The sequence below is a fragment of the Aquisalimonas sp. APHAB1-3 genome (genome assembly GCF_048323695.1).
Classification (GTDB): Bacteria; Pseudomonadota; Gammaproteobacteria; order Nitrococcales; family Aquisalimonadaceae; genus Aquisalimonas.
Genome location: NZ_JBLWFT010000001.1, coordinates 868,754 through 887,308, shown reverse-complemented (window position 1 = coordinate 887,308; position 18,555 = coordinate 868,754). Strand labels below are relative to the sequence as shown.

The following is an 18,555-nucleotide window of genomic DNA, read 5'->3' as shown; positions in this document are numbered from 1 at the left end:
CGGGGTGACCGCCGAGCAGGCCTGTTTCCACTGCGGCGAACCGGTGCCGCCGGACGTGGACCTCACCGTCACCGTGGACGGCGAGGCGCAGCCGCTGTGCTGCACGGGCTGCCACGCTGTGGCCACCACCATCCTCGGCTCCGGTCTGGATGCGTTCTACCGCTTCCGGCCGGGTCCGACCGGCCAGCCGGAGGATCTCTCTGCCGCCAATGCCAGTCGCTACGCCAGCTTCGACCGTGAGCGCGTGCAAAAGGATTTCGTCTACTGCGCCCCGGACGGCACCCGCGAGACATCCATGCTGGTGGAAGGGCTCTACTGCGCCGCCTGCGGCTGGCTGATCGAGAACAGCCTGGACGAGGCCGAGGGGGTCGAGGAAGTGCGCGTCAATCCGGCCACAGGTCGCGCGATCCTGCGCTGGGATCCGGAGCGTGTGCCACTGAGCCAGCTCATGGCCCACATGGGTCGGCTTGGATATCGGCCCCATCCGGTGATGCCGGAAGCCAACGACGCCCAGGCCGAGAAGGAGCGCCGCTACGCCCTGCGCCGCCTGGTAGTGGCGGGGCTTGGCATGATGCAGGCCATGATGTTCGCCGTGGCGCTTTACTCGGGCCAGTTCCACGGCATGGATACCATCTACGAGGATTTCCTGCGCACGGTGAGCATGCTGGTGGCGACACCGGTGGTGCTCTATGCCGGGTTGCCCATCTTCCTCGGCGCCATCCGGGACCTGCGCAACGGTCGGCCGGGGATGGATGTGCCCGTCGCCCTGGCCATCGGTGGGGCCTACTCCGCCAGCGTCTGGATTACCTTCGCCGGCGGTCCGGAAGTCTATTTCGACTCGGTGAGCATGTTCACCTTCTTCCTGCTCATCGCCCGCTACGTGGAGATGAGCGCCCGCCACCGCGCCAACGCCACCACCGACGCCCTGGGCCGGCTGGTGCCGGGAACGGCGGTGCGTCTCGGGCCGGGCGGCGAGGAAGAGATCCCGGTGCGCGATCTGGAGGTGGACGAACAGGTGCTGGTGCGCCCCGGGGCCACGGTGCCCGCCGACGGCCGTATCAGCCAGGGCGAGAGCAGTCTGGATGAGTCCATGCTCACCGGCGAATCCGAGCCTCAGGCGCGGACCATCGGCGATCCCGTGGTGGGCGGCAGCGTCAACCTGGGTGACAGCTTCCACATGCGGGTCGAGCGAGTCGGGCAGGACACCACCGTATCGCACATCGCCCGCCTGCTGCGCCGGGCCCAGTCGCAGCGGCCGCGCATCGCCCGCCTTGCCGACACCGCCGGCCGTTGGTTCGTCACCGCCGTGCTGATCGCCTCGGCCACGGTGTTCGCCGCCTGGTGGCAGGTGGATCCGTCGCTCGCGTTCCCCATTACCCTGGCCATGCTGGTGGCGACCTGCCCCTGCGCCCTGTCCCTGGCCACACCCACGGCCCTGGCCGCAGGCACCAACCGCCTCGCCGGCAGTGGTCTGTTGGTCACCCAGCCGGATGCGCTGGAGACCCTGGCGCGGGTCAATCATGTGGTTCTGGACAAGACCGGCACGCTCACCGAAGGGCGCCTGAGCATCAGCGAGGTGCGCAACAGCGGTCGCCTGGACGAACAGGCGGTCATGGAGCTCGCCTCGGCGCTGGAGCAGCACTCGGAGCATCCCATCGCTCGGGCCTTTCCGGCACCGCGCGCCATGCGGACCCAATCCGCCACGGTGACCCGCGGTGGCGGCGTCGAGGGTGAGGTGGACGGACGGCGGCTGCGCATCGGTCGGCCCGACTGGGTCGCCGCCCTGGCGGGCCAGCAGGCACCGGCCGCCGATGAGCGGGGGGCCTGGATTGCGCTGGGTGACGATCAGGGCGTGCTGGCGAGCTTCCGTCTGGCCGATCAGGTCCGTACTGATGCCCGGATGGCCGTGGAGCGCCTGCGCGAGCAGGGCATTGCCGTGGAAGTCGCCAGCGGGGACTCGCCCGGAGCCGTCGAGGCGGTCGCCAGCGAACTTGGCATTTCCACCTGGCAGGCGCGCATGAGCCCGGAGGACAAGCTCCAGCGCCTGCGTGCGCTCCAGGAACAGGGCGCCTCGGTGCTCATGGTGGGCGACGGCATCAACGACGCCCCGATACTCGCCGGCGCCAACGTCTCCGCCGCCATGAACGAGGGCACAGCCCTGGCCCAGACCACCGCCGGCATGATCCTGCTCGGTGGCCGACTGGAGCACCTGGCGGCGGGCATGGAAACGGCCCGTGCCACCCTGCGGACGGTGCGCCAGAACCTGATTCTGTCTGCCTGCTACAATGCCTCCATGTTGCCGCTCGCGGCGCTGGGCTTCATTCCGCCCTGGCTGGCGGCCATCGGCATGACGGCGAGCTCCCTAGTGGTGGTGCTCAACTCCCGGCGGCTCGCGGCGGCCCGCAAGCGGCAGTTGGAACCGCGCATTCCGGCCACGGCGGTCCGGGAGGGGCAGCCCGCATGAATATCATCTTTGTCTCCATTCCCATCAGTCTGATCCTGCTCGGCATCGGCGTGGCCATCTTCTTCTGGGCCGTTCGCAGCGGCCAGTTCGACGATCTCGACACCCCGGCTTATTCGATTCTGATGGACGAGGAGGACAAACCGCGCCAGGTCCGCCAGCGCACCACCGACGCGTCCGAGTCCGGAGGCGCGGACGACGCCAGCGACACCCGCGAAACCACGGATCGCCAGGAACACGATGGATCATGAACTGACGCTGGTCGCTGCGCTGCTCATCGGCCTGGCCGGCAGTACTCACTGCCTGGGCATGTGCGGCGGTGTTGCCGGCAGCCTGGGTGCCGGCATGCAGAGTGACAGCCCGCGTCGCCGCTGGTGGCTGGGTCTGTGCTACAACCTCGGGCGCATCGGCAGCTACAGCCTGATCGGCGCCATTGCGGCCACCCTGGTCGGCGTGGTGGGCGCCACCCTGAATCTTGCCGGGTGGGGCGTGTTCCTGCGTTTGCTCACGGCGGCGATCCTGATCGCCGTGGCCGCGCATCTGTTGTTCAACTGGAGCGGCCTGCGCCGCATCGAAGTCATCGGCGGGCGGCTCTGGCGCCATATCGGCCCCCGTGCCCGCGGCCTGTTCCCGGTGCAGACGCCGGGCCGTGCCCTGATGTTGGGCGCGCTCTGGGGCTGGCTGCCCTGTGGCCTCGTCTATACCGTGCTGATCGCCGCGGCGGTGACCGGGTCGCCACTGGCCGGCGCGGCGACCATGTTCGTGTTCGGGCTGGGCACGCTGCCGGCTATGACCGGCGTCACGGTCTTCGGCCAGGCGCTGAGGCGCTGGCAGGGGCACCGTAATGCCCGACTGGTCACCGGCACCATGCTCATGGTGTTCGGTGTCTGGACGGCGGTGACGCCAGTCACGCACCTGTTGCACGACCATGGCGATGGCCACGGCGAGCATGCGGCCGTCATCATCGGCCCCGAGCCGGCGCGGCTCGCCGGCCCGTGGTCCTGACACCATGGCAGGCCACTCCCGCACCGGCCAGGCCGCGCTGCTGCTACGTTTCCTCGGTTCCATGCGGCTCGCCATCATCCTGCTGGTGGCAGTGGGGGTGGCGTCGATCATCGGCACCATCATCCTCCAGGCGCGCCCCTTTGAGGAATATCTGGTGCAGTTCGGGCCGTTCTGGTTCGAAGCCTACCGGGCGCTGGGGCTTTTCCAGGTGTACACCTCCGGCTGGTATCTGGGGCTGCTGGTCTTCCTTGTGGGGTCCGTTGCCGTCTGTCTGTATCGCCAGACGCCGGGCATGCTGCGGGAGATGCGTCAGTTCCGGGAGAACCAGCGGGAAAGCTCCCTGCGGGCGATGCGCAACCACCGGGAACTCGCCGTCGACGCGGCGCCGGAGCAGGCGGAGGCTGCCACGCGGGCCGTTCTGCGGCAGCACGGCTACCGCGTGCGGACGAGTACCGAGGCGGACACACGGCTGCTCGCTGCCATGCGCGGGCGCAGCAACCGCCTTGGTTACGTGTTCACGCATCTGGCGGTGGTGGTGATCGGCGTGGGTGCGCTCATAGACGGCAACCTGCTGCTCCGGGTGCAGGAGTGGACCGGCCACGTGCGGGTCGCCACGGAGCAGCGGCCCGTGGCGGACATGGACAGCGCCAGCCGCCTGCCCGTGGACAGCGGAGCGTTCCGCGGGATTGTCACCATCCCCGAGGGGGAGCGGGCCAGCGTGGTCTACATGGCGCGGGGGGACGGCTTCCTGGTGCAGGAGCTGCCATTCATGCTCGAGGTGGAGGCGTTCCGTGTGGAGCACTACGCCAGCGGCGAGCCGCGCTCATTCGAAAGTGATGTGGTGCTGCATGCCCCGGAGCTGGGCGAGCCCTTGCGCGAGACCATCGCTGTGAACAAGCCGCTGCACTACGGCGACTATTCCATCTACCAGGCCAACTTCGGCGACGGTGGCTCGCAGCTGCGCCTGGACAAGTGGGACCTCGCCGGGGGCGGGGAGCCACGCGAGATCGAGGCCCGCATTCCCCGCGGCCAGCGCGTGGAGGCCGGGGGCCGCAACTACACGCTGGAGCCGGTGGACTTTGCCGTGCACAACGTGGAGTCCGTCCCCGGGCAGCGCGCGGACAACCGCAACCTGGGGCCGAGCTTCACCTACCGCCTGCGGGCGGAAACCGGCGAGTCCCGCGAGTTCGAGGTCTACATGCTGCCGGCGGACCTGGACGATGGCGCCTTCTTCGTTGCCGGCGTGCGCGACGGGCCGGCGGAATCCTTCCGGTACCTGCACATCCCGGCGGACGGCGAGCGCAGCCCCGGCACGTTCCTGCGCCTGCATGGCATGTTGCGCCAGCGCGAGCAGGTGCAGCACCTGGCCCGCGAGGCAGTGCCGCGGGTGCTGGCCGGCGCGGACCCGGCCCCGGACTCTGATAGCCCGGTGGCGCCGGCCCTGGCACGGTTGGGCGAGCTGCTGGTGGCGGATCTCCTGCGCGAAGGTCCCGGGGCCGCGCGGGCGGCCTTGGAAGAGCGCCTTGCCGCGGCGAATCTCCCCGAAGAACAGCAAGAATTATGGCGCGAACTGGCCTGGGACGTGCTCATGGAAACCGTCGAGCAGGGGTATCGCCGGGCAGTGGAGCAGGGCGGCGGGGATGCCCCGGAGTCCCTGTCGTCCGCGGAGCAGCGGTTCCTGGAGCACAGCCTGGAGACCCTGCCCGCGGTACACCGCTACGGGGCACCGGTGTACCTCCAGCCCACGGATTTCCAGCAACGGCAGGCCACCGGCCTGGAGGTGGCGCGAACGCCGGGTAAGCCCCTGGTCTATACCGGCTTCGCCCTGCTGACGGTGGGCCTGGTGCTGATGTTCTACGTCAGCCACCGCCGTGTGTGGTGCCGGATCCGTCCGGATGGCACCGGCAGCGCGGTGCTTATCGCGGCCAACAGTCCACGAGATCCTCTGGGGCTGCAGGTGTCCTTCACCGGCATGGTGCGCACGCTGGAGGCGCGGTTCGGGCAAGGCGGGCCATGCCGGAATGGGTAATACTTGGAACAACAGAAACAACGATAGAACAGGAGGAGAGTCATGGCGGGAACGGCAATGGCGAGACTGGACCTCGGTGGCGATCAGCCGGTCAACATCCATCAGGTCGGCATGGACCGGCCCTGGGCCTGGCTGCGGGCAGGCTGGCGGGATCTGACCCGCACTCCGGCAACCAGCCTGGGCTACGGGCTCATCTGGGTGCTCGTCAGCCTCGCCATCATCGGCGGCCTTTGGGCTGCAGGGCAAGGCTCGTGGCTTCTGCCGTTGGTGGCAGGTTTCATGCTCATGGGTCCCCTGGTGGCAGTCGGTACCTACGCCATGAGCCAGCAACTGGAGCAGGGCAGGCAGCCCGCACTGGTGCCCTCACTCCTTGCCTGGCGGCGGAACGCCACGCAGATTGCCCTGATGGGGGTGTTGCTGATGGTATTCCTGCTGGCGTGGATCCGGTTCGCCACGCTGCTGTTCGCGCTGTTCTTCGGCACGAGCATCCCCACCGTCGACGCGACAAAGGTCTACTCGGATCTTCTGCTGTCGGGCTCCGGTGTGGCACTGGTCGTGGTCGGCACCGCCATTGGTGCGGTGCTCGCGTTCACCGCCTTCGCGCTCAGCGTGGTCTCGATCCCGCGGCTGCTGGATCAGCCCGGCGCCAGCGTCCTCGAAGCGGTGATTACCAGCCTGGCGGTGGTGAAGCAGAACCTGCGCCCGATGCTCCTGTGGGGCGCCATTCTAACCGGTGTCACCGTCCTCGGGCTGGCGACCGGGCTGATCGGGCTTGCCCTGGCGCTGCCGGTGCTGGGGCATGCAAGCTGGCATGCTTACAAGGAACTGGTTTCGGAAGGCAACGCCTAACAGCCGGGAGGCCCAGTGTCATGCCGCAGTGGAAATGCAGTGTCGCCCCTTCAGCCATGCGTGATGCCCGCGCGTCCCTTGGACATCTGGCAGAGGACGTCTACCGGGTGGAGGCGGATACCGAACAGGAGGCGCTGGAGAAGGCCAAGGCGCAGATCATCGAGCGTCGCCCGATGATGGCCACTCTGCCGGCGGATCTGCTCGACGACTGGCTCGTAGCGGAACGCGACGAGGGGCGATAGCCGCGGGCTGGCCGGCGCACCCCTGGGTGCGTCGGCGTGGTGAGCGTGTCCTGGACGTGGCCCATGAACATTACATAACTGAAGCTGGCGGTCTTCAGTCGTGAATGGCGTCTCACGCCGCAGCATGCACTGCCGCGACGATGCGCTTGACCGCGGTTTGCAGGGGCGTGGAGCCACGCCAGTTCGCCGTGCCTTGTTCACGGGTGACCCGGCCGCTGGCGAGGCCGTCGTACATGCCAAGCAGGGCCGAGGCGACTTCCGGCGCTACCCCTTCGTCGGTGAGGATGCCGTGGCGCTGTTCCGGCGGGATCAACACCGGCTCCACCGGGTGCCCGAGAACGTTCGCGAAGGCGGTCGCCACGTCTCGTGCGCTCCAGTCCCGCGGGCCGCTGAGCTCGACGATGCGCTCGCCCTGCCACTCCTCGGTCAGGAGGCGGGCCGCGGCCACTCCGATGTCCATGGTGCTGACCATGGGGATTCTCTGGTCGACATCCAGGAACGAGGGCAGAACGCCCTCCGAGATGGCGGCCTCGGCCACTTCCGACCAGGTCTCCACGAAGTAGCCACAGCGCAGAAAGGCGATGGCGGGCGCGGTGCCTGCCAGCGCTTTCTCAAGCGTGTGCAGTGTAGCGATGACGCCCGTGCCGGCGTCGTGCTGAGCGCCCACGGACGACTGCACCACAACCCTGGCAAGCTCCGCCCGCCCGACCGCCTCGGCAAGGGCCTCGCCAAGCTGCGTAGCCTGCGAGAAGGGATCGCCGGCCAGAGGTGGCGGGCTCAGCAGAAACGCGGCCGTCGCCCCTTGCAGTGCTCGCGCGACCTGGTCGGTGTCGTACAGGTCCGCGACGGCGACATGGGCACCTTTCGCACGCCAGCGTTCGCCCTGTTCGGGACGACGGACCACCACCTTGACCGGGGCGCCACGCTCGATCAGTGCACGTGCGGTTTCGCCTCCGGCCCTGCCGTTTGCTCCAAAGACCACGTTCATCGCTCTGTCCTCCGATTGGTTGCGTGTTCGTTGTGTTGCAGGGAAAGCATGCAGCGCAGTATTCCATTCGGCCAATGCATGCGTAATATTGTGACTATGCATGAAGTGGAATTACGTGGAGTCGACCTGAATCTGCTGGTGGTGCTGGAGGCGCTGCTGGAGGAGCGGAGCGTGACGCGCGCCTCGGCCCGCCTCGGCATGAGTCAGCCCGCCGTGAGCCGTGCTCTGGGCCGTCTGCGCAAGCTCTTCGGTGACAGGCTGCTGGTGGAGACGCGGCAGGGCTACGTTCTCACGGCCCGCGCCGATGCGCTCCGGCCGAGCCTCCGGGGCGCGCTGATCCAGGTCGGCACGCTGCTGGAGGCAACCCCCTTTGACCCGGCGACAGCCACCGGCACGGTGCGCTTGTTGATGCTGGATCTCGAGACCGCCGTGCTTGCGCCGCCTCTGCTTGCCCGCCTTGCCGCGGAGGCGCCCAATCTCGACCTTGATGTGGCCCCCGTGGGCCCGGCGCCCCTGGACGCCCTGGAACGGGATGCCGTCGATGCAGTGGTCGGCGTGATCGAGGAGGCGCCGGCGGGAATCCACCGGCGCCGGCTGTACAACGACAGCCTGGTCACGCTGATGCGCTCCGAGCACCCGGCGGCGAACAGGGAACTCACTCTGGATCGCTATCTGGAACTGGGACATATCGTCGTGAGCGTGACCGGGGAGGGCGAGGCCCCCGTCGACGCGGCGCTCGCCCGAATGGGGCGCAAGCGGCGGGTGCACGTGCGCGTGCCGAGCTTCCTTGCGGCGGTGGAGATCGCGGCCCACTCGGATCAGGTGATGACGCTCCCGGCGAGCCTTGCGCGAACAGCCGCGGGGATGGGGCGATTTGTGGAGGTGCCACCGCCGCTGGACGTCGGCGGGTTCACCATGAGCCTGCTCTGGCACGCCCGGCACCAGACCGATCCGCGCCACGTCTGGTTACGGGAAGCGATCGTTGCAGCGGCCAGCACCGGCCTGCTGCCTGGCGTTATCGACTAGAGTTGTGTTGTGGCAGGAACGGGATGGAGCCATGTCGGGCGTGGAAGTCAGAGACCTGTCGACGGAGACGTGGGCCGATTTTCAGGCGCTCTTTGGAAAGCACAAGGGGGTACGGGGCGGGTGCTGGTGCACCTATTTCCGGTGTGCGTCCGCCGAGTTCGACAACATGACGAAGGAGTCGCGTCGGAGTTTCCACGAAGGCCTGGCGCGTGACGGGCGGGGGCACGGCATCCTGGTTTATGACGCAGGATGCCCCTTGGCATGGTGCCAGTTCGGGCCACCGCAGGCGTTTCCCCGAATTGACCGTGGCCGAGCCTACGGAAAGCTTGAGCTCCCGGCCTGGGAACGCCCGCAATGGCGCATTACTTGTTTGTTTGTGGACAAGCAACGGCGGCGGCAGGGGTTGTCGGTCGTGGCCCTGCGAGCAGCGCTAGCGCGCATCGAGGCGCGCGGAGGCGGCGTGGTAGAGGCGTTTCCGCTGGATATTGCTTACACTGGCCAGCCTCCGCACACGGGCTCGGTCGCGCTGTACGCCAGAGAAGGGTTTCAAGCCGTGACCCGTCTGGGAAAGAACGTGCTGCTGATGCGGCGCAGGGTTTGATTCGGGGCCCGGAAGGGCCGGAAGGAGGCAGTGGCGTGTTTGGCGCATTACACCCTGGGGTAACTGACGTCGGACGAGTTTGCGCTGATGGACGGATTGCTCCCGAGAATCCGTGCGTCGCCTGAGTTTTATCGTCAACCCGGCCGCCGGCGGAGGCCGCGAGGCCCGCAGGGGATATCCCCTGTTGCGGAAGATCCGCGCGCAGGCGCCCGGGGCCGAAGTGCTCATCACGCGTCAGCCTGGTGACGCCCGACGCTGGGCGGAGGAGCGCCGGAGTGACCGCGGGCGGATCGTGGTGGCGGTGGGCGGCGATGGCACGGTGAGTGAGATTGGCAGTGCCCTGGCGGGAGGCGAGGCAGCGCTTGGTGTGCTGCCGAGCGGCTCGGGCAACGATTTCGCGCGGATGCTCGAAACCCCGCAGGAGGTCGCGAAGGCGGTGGCATTCTTCAACACGGCAACCGCCGGCCTCTGTGATGTGGGTGAGGTGGTGGTCTTGCACGCCGATGGTGAGCGCTCGCGCCACCGTTTCCTTGTGGGGCTTGGTGTCGGCTACCCCGGTGTGGTGGCCGCGACCGCTTCCCATGCCGGCCTTCTCAAGGGTTTCTCCAGCTATCTGGTCGCTGCTTTGCGTGGCCTGTTCACGTATCACTCGCAGCACATGACTTTCACCAGCGATTCAGGCTGCATCAGCCAAAGGCTGTTCCTGGTGGTGGTGGGCAAGGGCCGTTGGTGCGGCGGCGGTTTCCAGCTGCTACCACAGGCCCGCATGGATGATGGCTGGCTGCATGTGTGTCTAGCCGATGCCATGCCGGTGCGGCGGATTTTGCGGATCCTGCTGTCGGCAGTGAAAGGCAGCCACGGCCGCCACCCCGAGGTGGCGCTGGAGCGAACCACCCACCTTTCCATCACGTGCGCGGAAGGCGCCATGGTGCACAGTGACGGCGAGTGGGTCGCCAGCCATGCTGTGCGTATCGAGGTGCGGCTGCTGCCCCGGTCGCTGGCAGTTCTGGGTGCTCCCTGCGCCGGTGGGGTGGGGGTGTCACCGCGTCATGATTGACGATGCCCCGGTTGCTGCCGGCTCGTCGGTCAGGCACTGCTCGATCGCTTCCCGGTCCAGGGTCTCCTGTTGTTCCAGATCCTGTACCAGACGGTCGAAGGCGGCCCGGTGCTTCGTGATGATGGCCTCGGCGCGCCCTTCCGCTTCCTTCAAGAGTGCGTGCACGGCCTCGTCCACCTGCCGTGCGGCATGCTCCGAGTGGTGGCGGTGCAGCGCCATCTCACGGCCGAGGAAGGGTTGGTCGTCGCTGTCCCGCAAATCCACCGGCCCCAGGTCGGGTGACATGCCCCAGCGCCCGACCATCGCGCGGGCCAGCGAGGTTGCCTGGCGAATGTCGTCATCCGCGCCGGAGCTCACGTTGCCAAGGACCACGCGCTCCGCCGCCCGGCCGCCCAGCAGAACCGCCAGGCGCCCGTGGAGGTAGTCTTCGGTGAGTGTCTGCCGTTCGTGTTCCGACAACTGCTGTGTGCCGCCGAGGGAGCGTCCGCGGGGAATGATGGAGACCTTGTAGAGGGGGTCCGCGTCCGGGGCGTGGTATGCAACCACCGTGTGCCCGCACTCGTGGACGGCCAGCCGGTGCCGCTCTTCCGGGTGAATGGCCAGGGTACGGGCGGTACCCAGCAGTAGGCGGTCACGGCACTCTTCGAAGTGTTTCATGGCCACCTGCTCGGCGTCTTCGCGCGCGGCGGCCATGGCAGCCTCGTTGACCAGGTTGCGCAGGTCCGCCCCCGAAAAGCCGGGTGTCCCCGCGCTGATCCTGGCTAGGTCGGCGTCGTCCGCGAGCGGGACCCTGCTGGTATGCACCGCAAGAATGGCTTCCCGCTCCTGGCGGTCGGGCAGGTCCAGCGTGACGTGCCGGTCGAAGCGGCCGGGGCGGAGCAGGGCCGGGTCCAGGACGTCCGGGCGGTTGGTGGCGGCCAGGACGATGACGGCATCGCTGGACTCGAAACCATCCATCTCCGCCAGGATCTGGTTCAGCGTCTGTTCGCGCTCGTCGTGGCCACCGCCCACGCCCGCGCCCCGGGTGCGGCCCACGCTGTCGAGCTCGTCGATGAAGATGATCGCCGGTGCTGCCTTCTTGGCTGCTTCGAACAGCCGCCGCACGCGCGAGGCGCCGACCCCCACGTACACCTCGATGAACTCCGAGGCCGAGATGGAGAAGAAGGGCACACCCGCCTCGCCGGCCAGTGCCCGGGCCAGCAGCGTCTTGCCTGTGCCCGGCGGCCCCATCAGCAGAACCCCGTGGGGCACGTCCGCCCCCAGCTTGCGATAGCGTTGCGGATCGCGCATGAACTCAACGAGCTCCGTGACTTCCCGCTTGGCGTTGGTGTGCCCTGCCACGTCGTCGAAGCGCACCTTCGGCACGTTCGCCTGCAGGTGAATCCCCTTGTTGAGAAAATCGCCCAGGCCGCCGGGGCCACTGCCCCCGGCACCTCCGGCGGTTCTGCGGAAGAGCAGGAAGAACAGCAGGATCAGGAACAGCCAGGGGACGAAGAACAGCAGTCGGGTCAGCCCCGCGCCGTCGGTGTCGGGCTTGACCTGCACGCTGACCCGCTGCTGCTCCAGCAGCGGGAGCAGGCCGTCATCGCCACTGGCGGGGATCCGGGTGGCAAATAGTTCGCCGCGCTCACCGTCCGGGCCGATGCTGCGCTGCTCGCTCAGTTGCCCCTCGACCTGATGGCCCCGCATGGTGACCTCAAGCACTACTCCGTCCCGGGTCAGGGTCTTGAATGTGCTGTACGGGATGTCGTGCCGCTGCTCTGTTGGCACGCCAGTGGAGAGCATCAGCAAGACGATCAGCAAGGCAAGCGCAAACAGCAGCCAGCCATACTGCTCGGGAATACGAGGCTTGGGCAGCTTGGGCATGGACGCAATTCCGACAGGGCACGGGTTCCTCTATACAGTGTAGGAGGATTCCTCGCCGAGCGAAGGCGGTCAGTCGCTGCCTGGTTTGATGTTCTGGTTCAGTTGAAACAGGTTTCCCGGGTCGTAGGCTGCCTTCAGCGCGGCCAGGCGCTGATAGTGGGTGGCGTCGTGGTTGGCCCGCGCCTGGGTAGCGGCCTCATCCGCAAGGCCGGCAAAGTTGAGGTAGGCACGGCCGCTCGAGTGCTGATTCATCTCGTCCCAGAAGTCTCGCGCCCAGTTGATATTGCGCTCATCGTCGGCTGCGTTCTCCCAGAGCATGTCGATGCTGAGCATCCAGTTCATGTCCCGGGCGCCGAACGCGGTGGCATCGGCGGGGATGCGTTTGACCGCACCGCCCAGGTCCCAGACGGAGCACAGTGAAGTGGGGGATGGCCGCTCCTGTGCCCGCGCGGTGATGGAATCGATGGCTGAGTCGTCGAGCTCATTCAGCAGCAGCGACTTGTAGTACGCGCGGTAGACGCCCCTGGGGGCCTGCGCGTCGAAGATCTGCTGTATCTCGCAGTAGGGCATGGGGCCGGACATGTCCGCCAGGGGAGCGGCCAGCGTGCGCAGGGGCTGCAGCCTGCGTTCGCCTTCGGCCGCGTCGTCCGCCCACACACCGCCCACAGCGATGACGGGTTGGCCCCACGTGGACTCCGGCAGGTCCGGGTCTTCACCCACGGTGGATATTTCCACCATGGAGCCCCGAAACGCGTCGGGGGCGGTCTGCACGAAATCCCGCCAGCCACGCATCACCCGGGCCGCATCCGAGGCCCGGTAGAGGGTCATGATCAGCATGACCGTGGGGCCGACCGGGTGGAGCTGGAACTCGAATGACGTGACCACGCCGAAGTTGCCGCCGCCGCCGCGCACGCCCCAGAACAGCTCCGGATTCTCGTGCTCGCTGGCGGTGCGCGGCACGCCGTCGGCGGTGACGATCTCCACCGACGCCAGGTTGTCCAGGGACAGCCCGTGCTTTCCCCGCAGCCAGCCCATGCCACCGGCCAGTGTCAGCCCGCCCACGCCCGTGTCCGAAATCAGGCCGCCGGGCGTCGCAAGCCCGTAGACCTGGGCCTCACGGTCGAAATCGCCCCAGGTGGCGCCACCCTGCACCCGGGCACGTCGCGCAAGCGGGTCAACGTGAACCGCCCGCATTGCGGACAGGTCGATCATGAGACCACCGTCGCAGGAGCCCGTGCCGGCGGAGTTGTGGCCGCCGCCGCGCACGGCCGTGACCATACCGCTATCGCGGGCGAAATTGACGGCCGCAATCACGTCCGCGGTGCCGGCGCAGTGCGCAATCAGGGCCGGCCGCTTGTCGTACATGCCGTTCCAGATCTGCCGCACGGTGTCGTAGTCTGCATCCCCGGGCTGCAGCAGCTGGCCGCGGAAGCTCGCCTGCAGGGTCTCGAACAGTGGGGCCATGGCTCCGTCGATGAGGTCCTGAGAGTCGATCCGTGCCGTGTTCATGTCGTGCCTCCTGGGCGTTGCCGCCCGACCGAAGAGGTTCTGCCACTGTGCTATAGATCCTAGGAAGCGAATCGGTCTGCCGTAAGAGGCAAAGCCACCACAAGCAGGGCAAAACAGACACTGGCGGGGTCATTCGATGCATGCGCCTGACCAGCCACCGCTTCACATCTCTCTTCTGGCGGCGCCGGAGACGTCGCCGTCGGTACTGTATGGCCTGGTTGACGTGCTTGGCACCGCCGGCGCCATTTACCCGGAGATCACCACCGGCAAGCCTGGTCGGCCACTGTTCGATGTGAACGTGGTTGCCGTGGCCGCGACGCCGTTTCGCTGCGGTCTGGGGATGATGATCGAACCCGACTGTGCGCTGGCCGACGTGGCGTCCACTGACTGCGTCGTGGTCTGCGACATGTATCAGCCAGTGCATGAGCCGCCCCATGGACGCTACGGCGCCGAGATCGAGTGGCTCAGACGCATCCATGCCGACGGTGCACTTCTCACGTCGGTGTGTTCCGGCTCGCTGATTCTCGCAGAAGCGGGTTTACTGGACGGCCGCGAGGCGGCCGGCCACTGGTGCTATCGGGAGCTGATCCGCCGTCATTATCCCCGCGTGAGGCTCCGCGATGATCTGGTGCTCTGTCTTTCCGAAGAAGGCGAGCGCATCGTTACAGCCGGCGCGGTCAGTGCCTGGCAGGAACTGGCCATGTACCTGATTGCACGGTTCGCGGGCCGTGAACAGGCGCTGCAGACAGCCAAGGTGTTTCTGTTCACCGAGCACGCGGAGGGACAGCTGCCCTATGCGGTGACCGTGGTGCAGCCGCAAACAGCTGATGCGGTGATCGCCGACAGCCAGGCATGGATCGCCGACAACCTGGACTGCGCAAACCCGGTGACCTGCATGAGCGAGCGCGCAGGGCTCAAACCGCGGACCTTCGCACGACGGTTTCGGGCGGCGACCGGTTATCGGCCCATGGCCTACGTTCACGCCCTGCGCATCGAGGACGCCAAGCGGCAACTGGAGGCCGCCACATTGCCCGTGGATGAGGTCGGGCATGCGGTGGGTTACGAAGACCCAACGTCCTTCCGCCGTCTTTTTCGGCGCAAGACCGGTATGACGCCCTCGGCGTATCGACGCAAGTTCAGCCGCCTTGCGGCGCCCGGAGGTGTCTGAAAAGACCCCATGACGCCGTTTACGCGGCGGGCGGAACCAGTACGGCGGCTCCCGTCAGGCGGCCCTCGCGGAGGTCGGCCAGGGCCTCGTTTGCGCGTTCCAGCGGGTACGTGGTGATCTCGGTGCGGATGGGGACCTCCGGCGCCAGCGCCAGGAACTCGGTGCCGTCCTGGCGGGTGAGGTTGGCGACCGAGTGGATGCTGCGCTCCTCCCAGAGCAGCCGGTACGGGAACGACGGGATGTCCGACATGTGAATGCCGCCACTCACGACCCGACCACCCGGTCGGACGTGCTCCAGGGCGCGCGGTACCAGGCTGCCGATGGGCGCGAAGAGGATGGCCGCATCCAGCCGCTCCGGCGGCTCGTCGTCCGAGCCGCCCGCCCAGGTCGCGCCCAGCCGGCGCGCGAATCCTTGCGCCTGCTCGTCACCGGGGCGGGTGAACGCATAGATCTGCTGGCCGCGCGACACCGCCAGTTGCGCCAGGATGTGTGCCGCCGCGCCAAAGCCATAGATACCAAGGCGCCGTGGCTCCGCGCCGCCGGCGATACGCCAGGAGCGGTAGCCGATGAGTCCGGCGCACAACAGTGGTGCGGCATCGGCGGGTGCGTAGCCGGAGACAGGGAAGCAGTAGCGGGCATCGGCCACCGTGTACTCGGCGTAACCGCCGTCCAGGGTGTAGCCGGTGAATCGCGCGTTGCCACAGAGGTTCTCCCGCCCCGCTGTACAGGCCTCGCACTTGCCGCAGGTCCAGCCCAGCCAGGGCACTCCGACCTGGTCGCCGGGGCTGAAGGCAGTGACCCCGTCGCCTGTGTCGGTCACTTCGCCGACGATCTCGTGGCCCGGGATGACGGGCAGGCGGGGATCAGGCAGTTCACCATCGACCACGTGAAGATCCGTGCGGCAGACGCCGCAGGCAAGGACGCGCAACTGCACCTGGCCTGGTCCTGGTTCAGGCACCGGGACGTGCTCCTGACGGAGCGGGTCTCCCGCCGAGTGGAGGCGCATGGCCTGCATGGTCTGATGGCGCGTCATGAACCGTATCCAGAGGTTCGCACAGCGTTTTCAGATTAGCAGAGATTCACGGGGCCGGCGCTGATGCCCGGACCGGTTCGGTGGTTGGGTCCAGCAGCGGCAGCAGTTGGCCGGCCCAGATCGAGTCGCGGTAGCGCTCTCGGGACCAGCCCAGATGGCCGACCTTGTCCTCGCCAATGTCCGACGGCCGGATCGCGACCATCCGCACCGGTGCGTTGGGGTAGAACGCGTGCATGGCCTGGATGCCCTTGCGCGACATCATTTCGTCGTCCGTGAACGTGAGCGCGGTGATTGGCACGCGCAGGCGGTCGAACTGGTCGGCCATCGCCTTGCCTTCGGCGCCGACGGCGTAATCGGGGTGCAGGCACCAGCGCCGCCACTGACGCATCACGCCGCCGGGCAGGTCCCCGACAATGCCGAGCCGGTTGCCGGGGAAGTAGCCCAGGGCGGCCAGGGTCACGGGTGCGATTCCATACCACAGCGCCAGCACGCGGCGGCGGGTCGGCGTGGCGTTCCAACGCCAGTAGCCGCTGCCGCAGGCAATGGTGACGGCCTGGTCCAGGCGGTTGGCGCTGGGGATCATGCCCAGGATCTGACCGCCCACGCTGTGGCCGAGCCATGTCAGCGGAGTGCCGGGATAGCGGGCGAGGGCGAACTGCACCGCAGCCTCGCAGTCCTCGGTGGCCCAGTCCGTGACCTGGACGTTGCAGTCGCGCAGGCGGCCGGTCAGGGAGGCGCCGATGCCGAAGTAGTCGAAGGTGATGGCGGTCAGGCCGTGCTCGCAGAGGAAGCGGGCGAAGCGCTCGTAGGCGCGTTGGCTCACACCCATGGCTCCGGCGATGATCACCACCGCGCGCGGTGTCTCCGCCTCGAACACCCGCAGCGCAACAGTGTGGCCGCGGGGCGTGCGGAGGGTGATCGTGGTGGGGCCGTCGGCATCCTGCGTTTCATCGCGGACGTGGTAGAGGGGCTGATCCATGATTCGGTCCGTTTGCTTGGCTACCGTGACCGACTATAGGCCGTCAGGAATTCGCCCGCAATAGATTGGGAAAGAAATCTTGTCATTTGTGTTGGTTTGACCCTCCCACCCCGGTTCGATACCGTCTACCGCTTCTGAGGTGCTTCGGCCGCCAGCCTGGTGGCCGGGGATAATCGGGAAGCCGGTGCGTCGCCATACAGGCGCGACAAGTCCGGCGCTGCTCCCGCAACGGTAAGCGGTTTCATGCCGTCCACCCGGCGCTTGCTCCCGGCAGGCGCCACCCACTGGGCTTCACGGGCCCGGGAAGGGCGTGGATGTGCTGGCAGGTTCTGCCGCCGCAAGCCCGGAGACCGGCCTCGGATGTGTACCGAACGCGCCACGGGAGTTGGGCGGTTCGGGTGAGGTCGTTCCGGCCCGTTCGCCGCGTCTGGAATTGCATTGCCCGACCACTTGCCTGTGGGCCATACGGCCTGTCCAGCCACGGCTGGGTCTCCCTGCGCTTACAACAAGATCGATTCCAACAAAGCCAGTGAGGGCCATGATGCGCGAGAAGAATTCACGACCGGCGTATGCCGGGTGGCCGGCCATGACCGGATTATCCAGTAATGAACTGCCGCGCCGCAGGCGGTCGACCGCCACCGTGAGCGGTGCCGTCGTGTCCGCCATGCTCGCCTGCGGCGTGACCGCGGCCGGCGCCGGGGAGATTCCCCTGGGCAGTGATGGCGACGCCGGCAGCCTGAGCTTCGGCGGGTTGCTGCAGCCGCGTCTGGAGTACGATCGGCGCGACGACGGTGATCATCGAGCGGAGACCTCGCTGCGTCGCGCGTGGCTGGATATCCGGGGCGAACTCCCCGGTTACGGCCTCACGTTCCGCATGCAGACGGACGTGGGCGGCAGCGCCTCCGTGCGCGACCTGTGGCTGCAGTATGCCCTCGGTGAGAGCTGGGGGCTGCGCATGGGGCAGTACACCGCGCCGTTTGCCCTGTCGCGGTCCGTTGGCGGGCCCAATCGCACCTTCACCGAGATCGGTGTGGCGGCCAACAACTTCCAGATTCCCCAAGGGCGGGACACCGGGGTGGGGCTGCTGGGCAGTGCCGCAGACGGACGCTGGGAGGCCAGCGTTAACGTCTTCGATGGTCGCGGTCGTCTGGACAGGCGTGGCGATGACCGACCCTCCACGGACGGCGGTCTCGTGACCACCCGGGCCGCGTTTGCGCCGGTGGGCGCCGTGCCGTCGCACACGTCCACCCTGGGCAATACCCGTCAGCCCGCGGCGCTGTCCTTCGGGGTGGGCGGCATGGCCGCCGCCGACAACCACCTGCGTGACTGGACGCTGGATAGTGACGTCGACACCGAGGATCAGCGCGCCGACTGGGCCACGGGCACCGTCGACGTCGCCGCCAGCCTCGGCCCGGTCACCGGGACGGCCGCCGCGTTCCAGCGCCGCGTCAGCCCGGACGAGGGCAACGGCTACGACGACCAGGGCTGGGAGGCGGAACTGGCGATGGCGCTGCCCGTCGTGGATCAGGAAATCGCGTTGCGCCGTTCGGTGCTGCGGCGGGACGTCAACGACGACCGGCCGGATGCGCCGGAGCGCGGCGGTCAGCGGGAATGGTCCGCCGGCTGGACGGCCTTCCACGATCGCCATGCCTGGAAGACGCAGGTGTTCGCGATCCGCACCCGGGGCGGCGACCAGCCCTCGGACTGGCAGGCCCACGTCCAGCACCAGGTGCATTTCTGAC

General features: G+C 67.9%; 16 protein-coding genes and 1 riboswitch. Of the genes, 11 read left to right on the top strand and 5 right to left on the bottom strand.

Annotation, left to right across the window (positions count from 1 at the left end):
* Positions 1-4 precede the first annotated feature (4 nt).
* Genes ACNSTU_RS04165 through ACNSTU_RS04140 form a run of 6 tightly spaced genes read left to right on the top strand, consistent with a single transcriptional unit; the run spans position 5 to position 6,586 of the window.
* Positions 5-2,464, top strand: coding sequence for a heavy metal translocating P-type ATPase (locus ACNSTU_RS04165; RefSeq protein WP_418212111.1), 2,460 nt, complete (start codon positions 5-7; stop codon positions 2,462-2,464).
* Positions 2,461-2,712 carry a cbb3-type cytochrome oxidase assembly protein CcoS gene (gene ccoS / locus ACNSTU_RS04160; RefSeq protein WP_290631246.1) on the top strand — a complete coding sequence of 84 codons (252 nt, stop codon included), beginning with the start codon at positions 2,461-2,463 and terminating at the stop codon, positions 2,710-2,712. The genes ACNSTU_RS04165 and ccoS overlap by 4 nt, the downstream gene beginning before the upstream one ends.
* Positions 2,702-3,466, top strand: a complete 765-nt coding sequence (locus ACNSTU_RS04155; RefSeq protein WP_290631244.1) for a sulfite exporter TauE/SafE family protein — start codon at positions 2,702-2,704, stop codon at positions 3,464-3,466. Before ccoS ends, ACNSTU_RS04155 begins: the two co-directional genes overlap by 11 nt.
* Positions 3,467-3,470: 4 nt before the next feature.
* The gene (locus tag ACNSTU_RS04150; protein WP_290631242.1) at positions 3,471-5,495 is read left to right on the top strand and encodes a cytochrome c biogenesis protein ResB; all 2,025 of its coding nucleotides are present in this window, start codon (positions 3,471-3,473) and stop codon (positions 5,493-5,495) included.
* A 42-nt stretch (positions 5,496-5,537) separates the two neighbouring features.
* Positions 5,538-6,344: a DUF2189 domain-containing protein gene (locus ACNSTU_RS04145; RefSeq protein ID WP_290637087.1), complete on the top strand. Its 807-nt coding sequence runs from the start codon at positions 5,538-5,540 to the stop codon at positions 6,342-6,344.
* Positions 6,345-6,364: 20 nt separating this feature from the next.
* On the top strand, positions 6,365-6,586 hold the full coding sequence (locus tag ACNSTU_RS04140; protein ID WP_290631238.1) for a hypothetical protein: 222 nt from the start codon (positions 6,365-6,367) through the stop codon (positions 6,584-6,586).
* A 112-nt stretch (positions 6,587-6,698) separates the two neighbouring features.
* On the opposite strand, the gene ACNSTU_RS04135 is transcribed toward ACNSTU_RS04140, so the two are convergent.
* Positions 6,699-7,574 carry an NmrA family NAD(P)-binding protein gene (locus ACNSTU_RS04135; protein WP_418212110.1) on the bottom strand — a complete coding sequence of 292 codons (876 nt, stop codon included), beginning with the start codon at positions 7,572-7,574 and terminating at the stop codon, positions 6,699-6,701.
* 105 nt (positions 7,575-7,679) lie between these two features.
* Here ACNSTU_RS04135 and ACNSTU_RS04130 point away from each other — a divergent pair, with 105 nt between their 5' ends.
* The 3 genes from ACNSTU_RS04130 (at position 7,680) to ACNSTU_RS04120 (ending at position 10,258) form a co-directional block, all read left to right on the top strand.
* Positions 7,680-8,600: a LysR family transcriptional regulator gene (locus tag ACNSTU_RS04130; protein ID WP_418212109.1), complete on the top strand. Its 921-nt coding sequence runs from the start codon at positions 7,680-7,682 to the stop codon at positions 8,598-8,600.
* A 31-nt stretch (positions 8,601-8,631) separates the two neighbouring features.
* Positions 8,632-9,201: a GNAT family N-acetyltransferase gene (locus ACNSTU_RS04125; protein ID WP_290631232.1), complete on the top strand. Its 570-nt coding sequence runs from the start codon at positions 8,632-8,634 to the stop codon at positions 9,199-9,201.
* A 112-nt stretch (positions 9,202-9,313) separates the two neighbouring features.
* The gene (locus ACNSTU_RS04120; protein WP_290631230.1) at positions 9,314-10,258 is read left to right on the top strand and encodes a diacylglycerol/lipid kinase family protein; all 945 of its coding nucleotides are present in this window, start codon (positions 9,314-9,316) and stop codon (positions 10,256-10,258) included.
* On the opposite strand, the gene ftsH is transcribed toward ACNSTU_RS04120, so the two are convergent.
* Entirely contained in the window at positions 10,241-12,124 is a 1,884-nt protein-coding gene (gene ftsH, locus ACNSTU_RS04115; protein WP_418212108.1) for an ATP-dependent zinc metalloprotease FtsH, read from the bottom strand. The two genes, ACNSTU_RS04120 and ftsH, sit on opposite strands and share 18 nt — an antisense overlap.
* A gap of 69 nt (positions 12,125-12,193) precedes the next feature.
* Positions 12,194-13,633 (bottom strand): FAD-binding oxidoreductase, encoded by a 1,440-nt coding sequence (locus ACNSTU_RS04110; RefSeq protein ID WP_418212107.1) that lies wholly within the window; start codon positions 13,631-13,633, stop codon positions 12,194-12,196.
* Positions 13,634-13,769: 136 nt separating this feature from the next.
* On the opposite strand from ACNSTU_RS04110, the gene ACNSTU_RS04105 reads away from it, so the two are divergent.
* On the top strand, positions 13,770-14,801 hold the full coding sequence (locus tag ACNSTU_RS04105) for a GlxA family transcriptional regulator (RefSeq protein ID WP_418212106.1): 1,032 nt from the start codon (positions 13,770-13,772) through the stop codon (positions 14,799-14,801).
* A 19-nt stretch (positions 14,802-14,820) separates the two neighbouring features.
* On the opposite strand, the gene ACNSTU_RS04100 is transcribed toward ACNSTU_RS04105, so the two are convergent.
* Positions 14,821-15,834 (bottom strand): zinc-dependent alcohol dehydrogenase family protein, encoded by a 1,014-nt coding sequence (locus ACNSTU_RS04100; RefSeq protein WP_290635375.1) that lies wholly within the window; start codon positions 15,832-15,834, stop codon positions 14,821-14,823.
* Between the two features lie 46 nt (positions 15,835-15,880).
* Positions 15,881-16,813 carry an alpha/beta fold hydrolase gene (locus ACNSTU_RS04095; RefSeq protein WP_290635377.1) on the bottom strand — a complete coding sequence of 311 codons (933 nt, stop codon included), beginning with the start codon at positions 16,811-16,813 and terminating at the stop codon, positions 15,881-15,883.
* 120 nt (positions 16,814-16,933) lie between these two features.
* Positions 16,934-17,187, top strand: a riboswitch (cobalamin riboswitch).
* 212 nt (positions 17,188-17,399) lie between these two features.
* Between ACNSTU_RS04095 and ACNSTU_RS04090 the strand changes: the two genes are divergently transcribed.
* Complete coding sequence (locus ACNSTU_RS04090) at positions 17,400-18,554, top strand: porin (RefSeq protein WP_290635379.1); 1,155 nt, start codon at positions 17,400-17,402, stop codon at positions 18,552-18,554.
* Position 18,555: the final 1 nt, after the last annotated feature.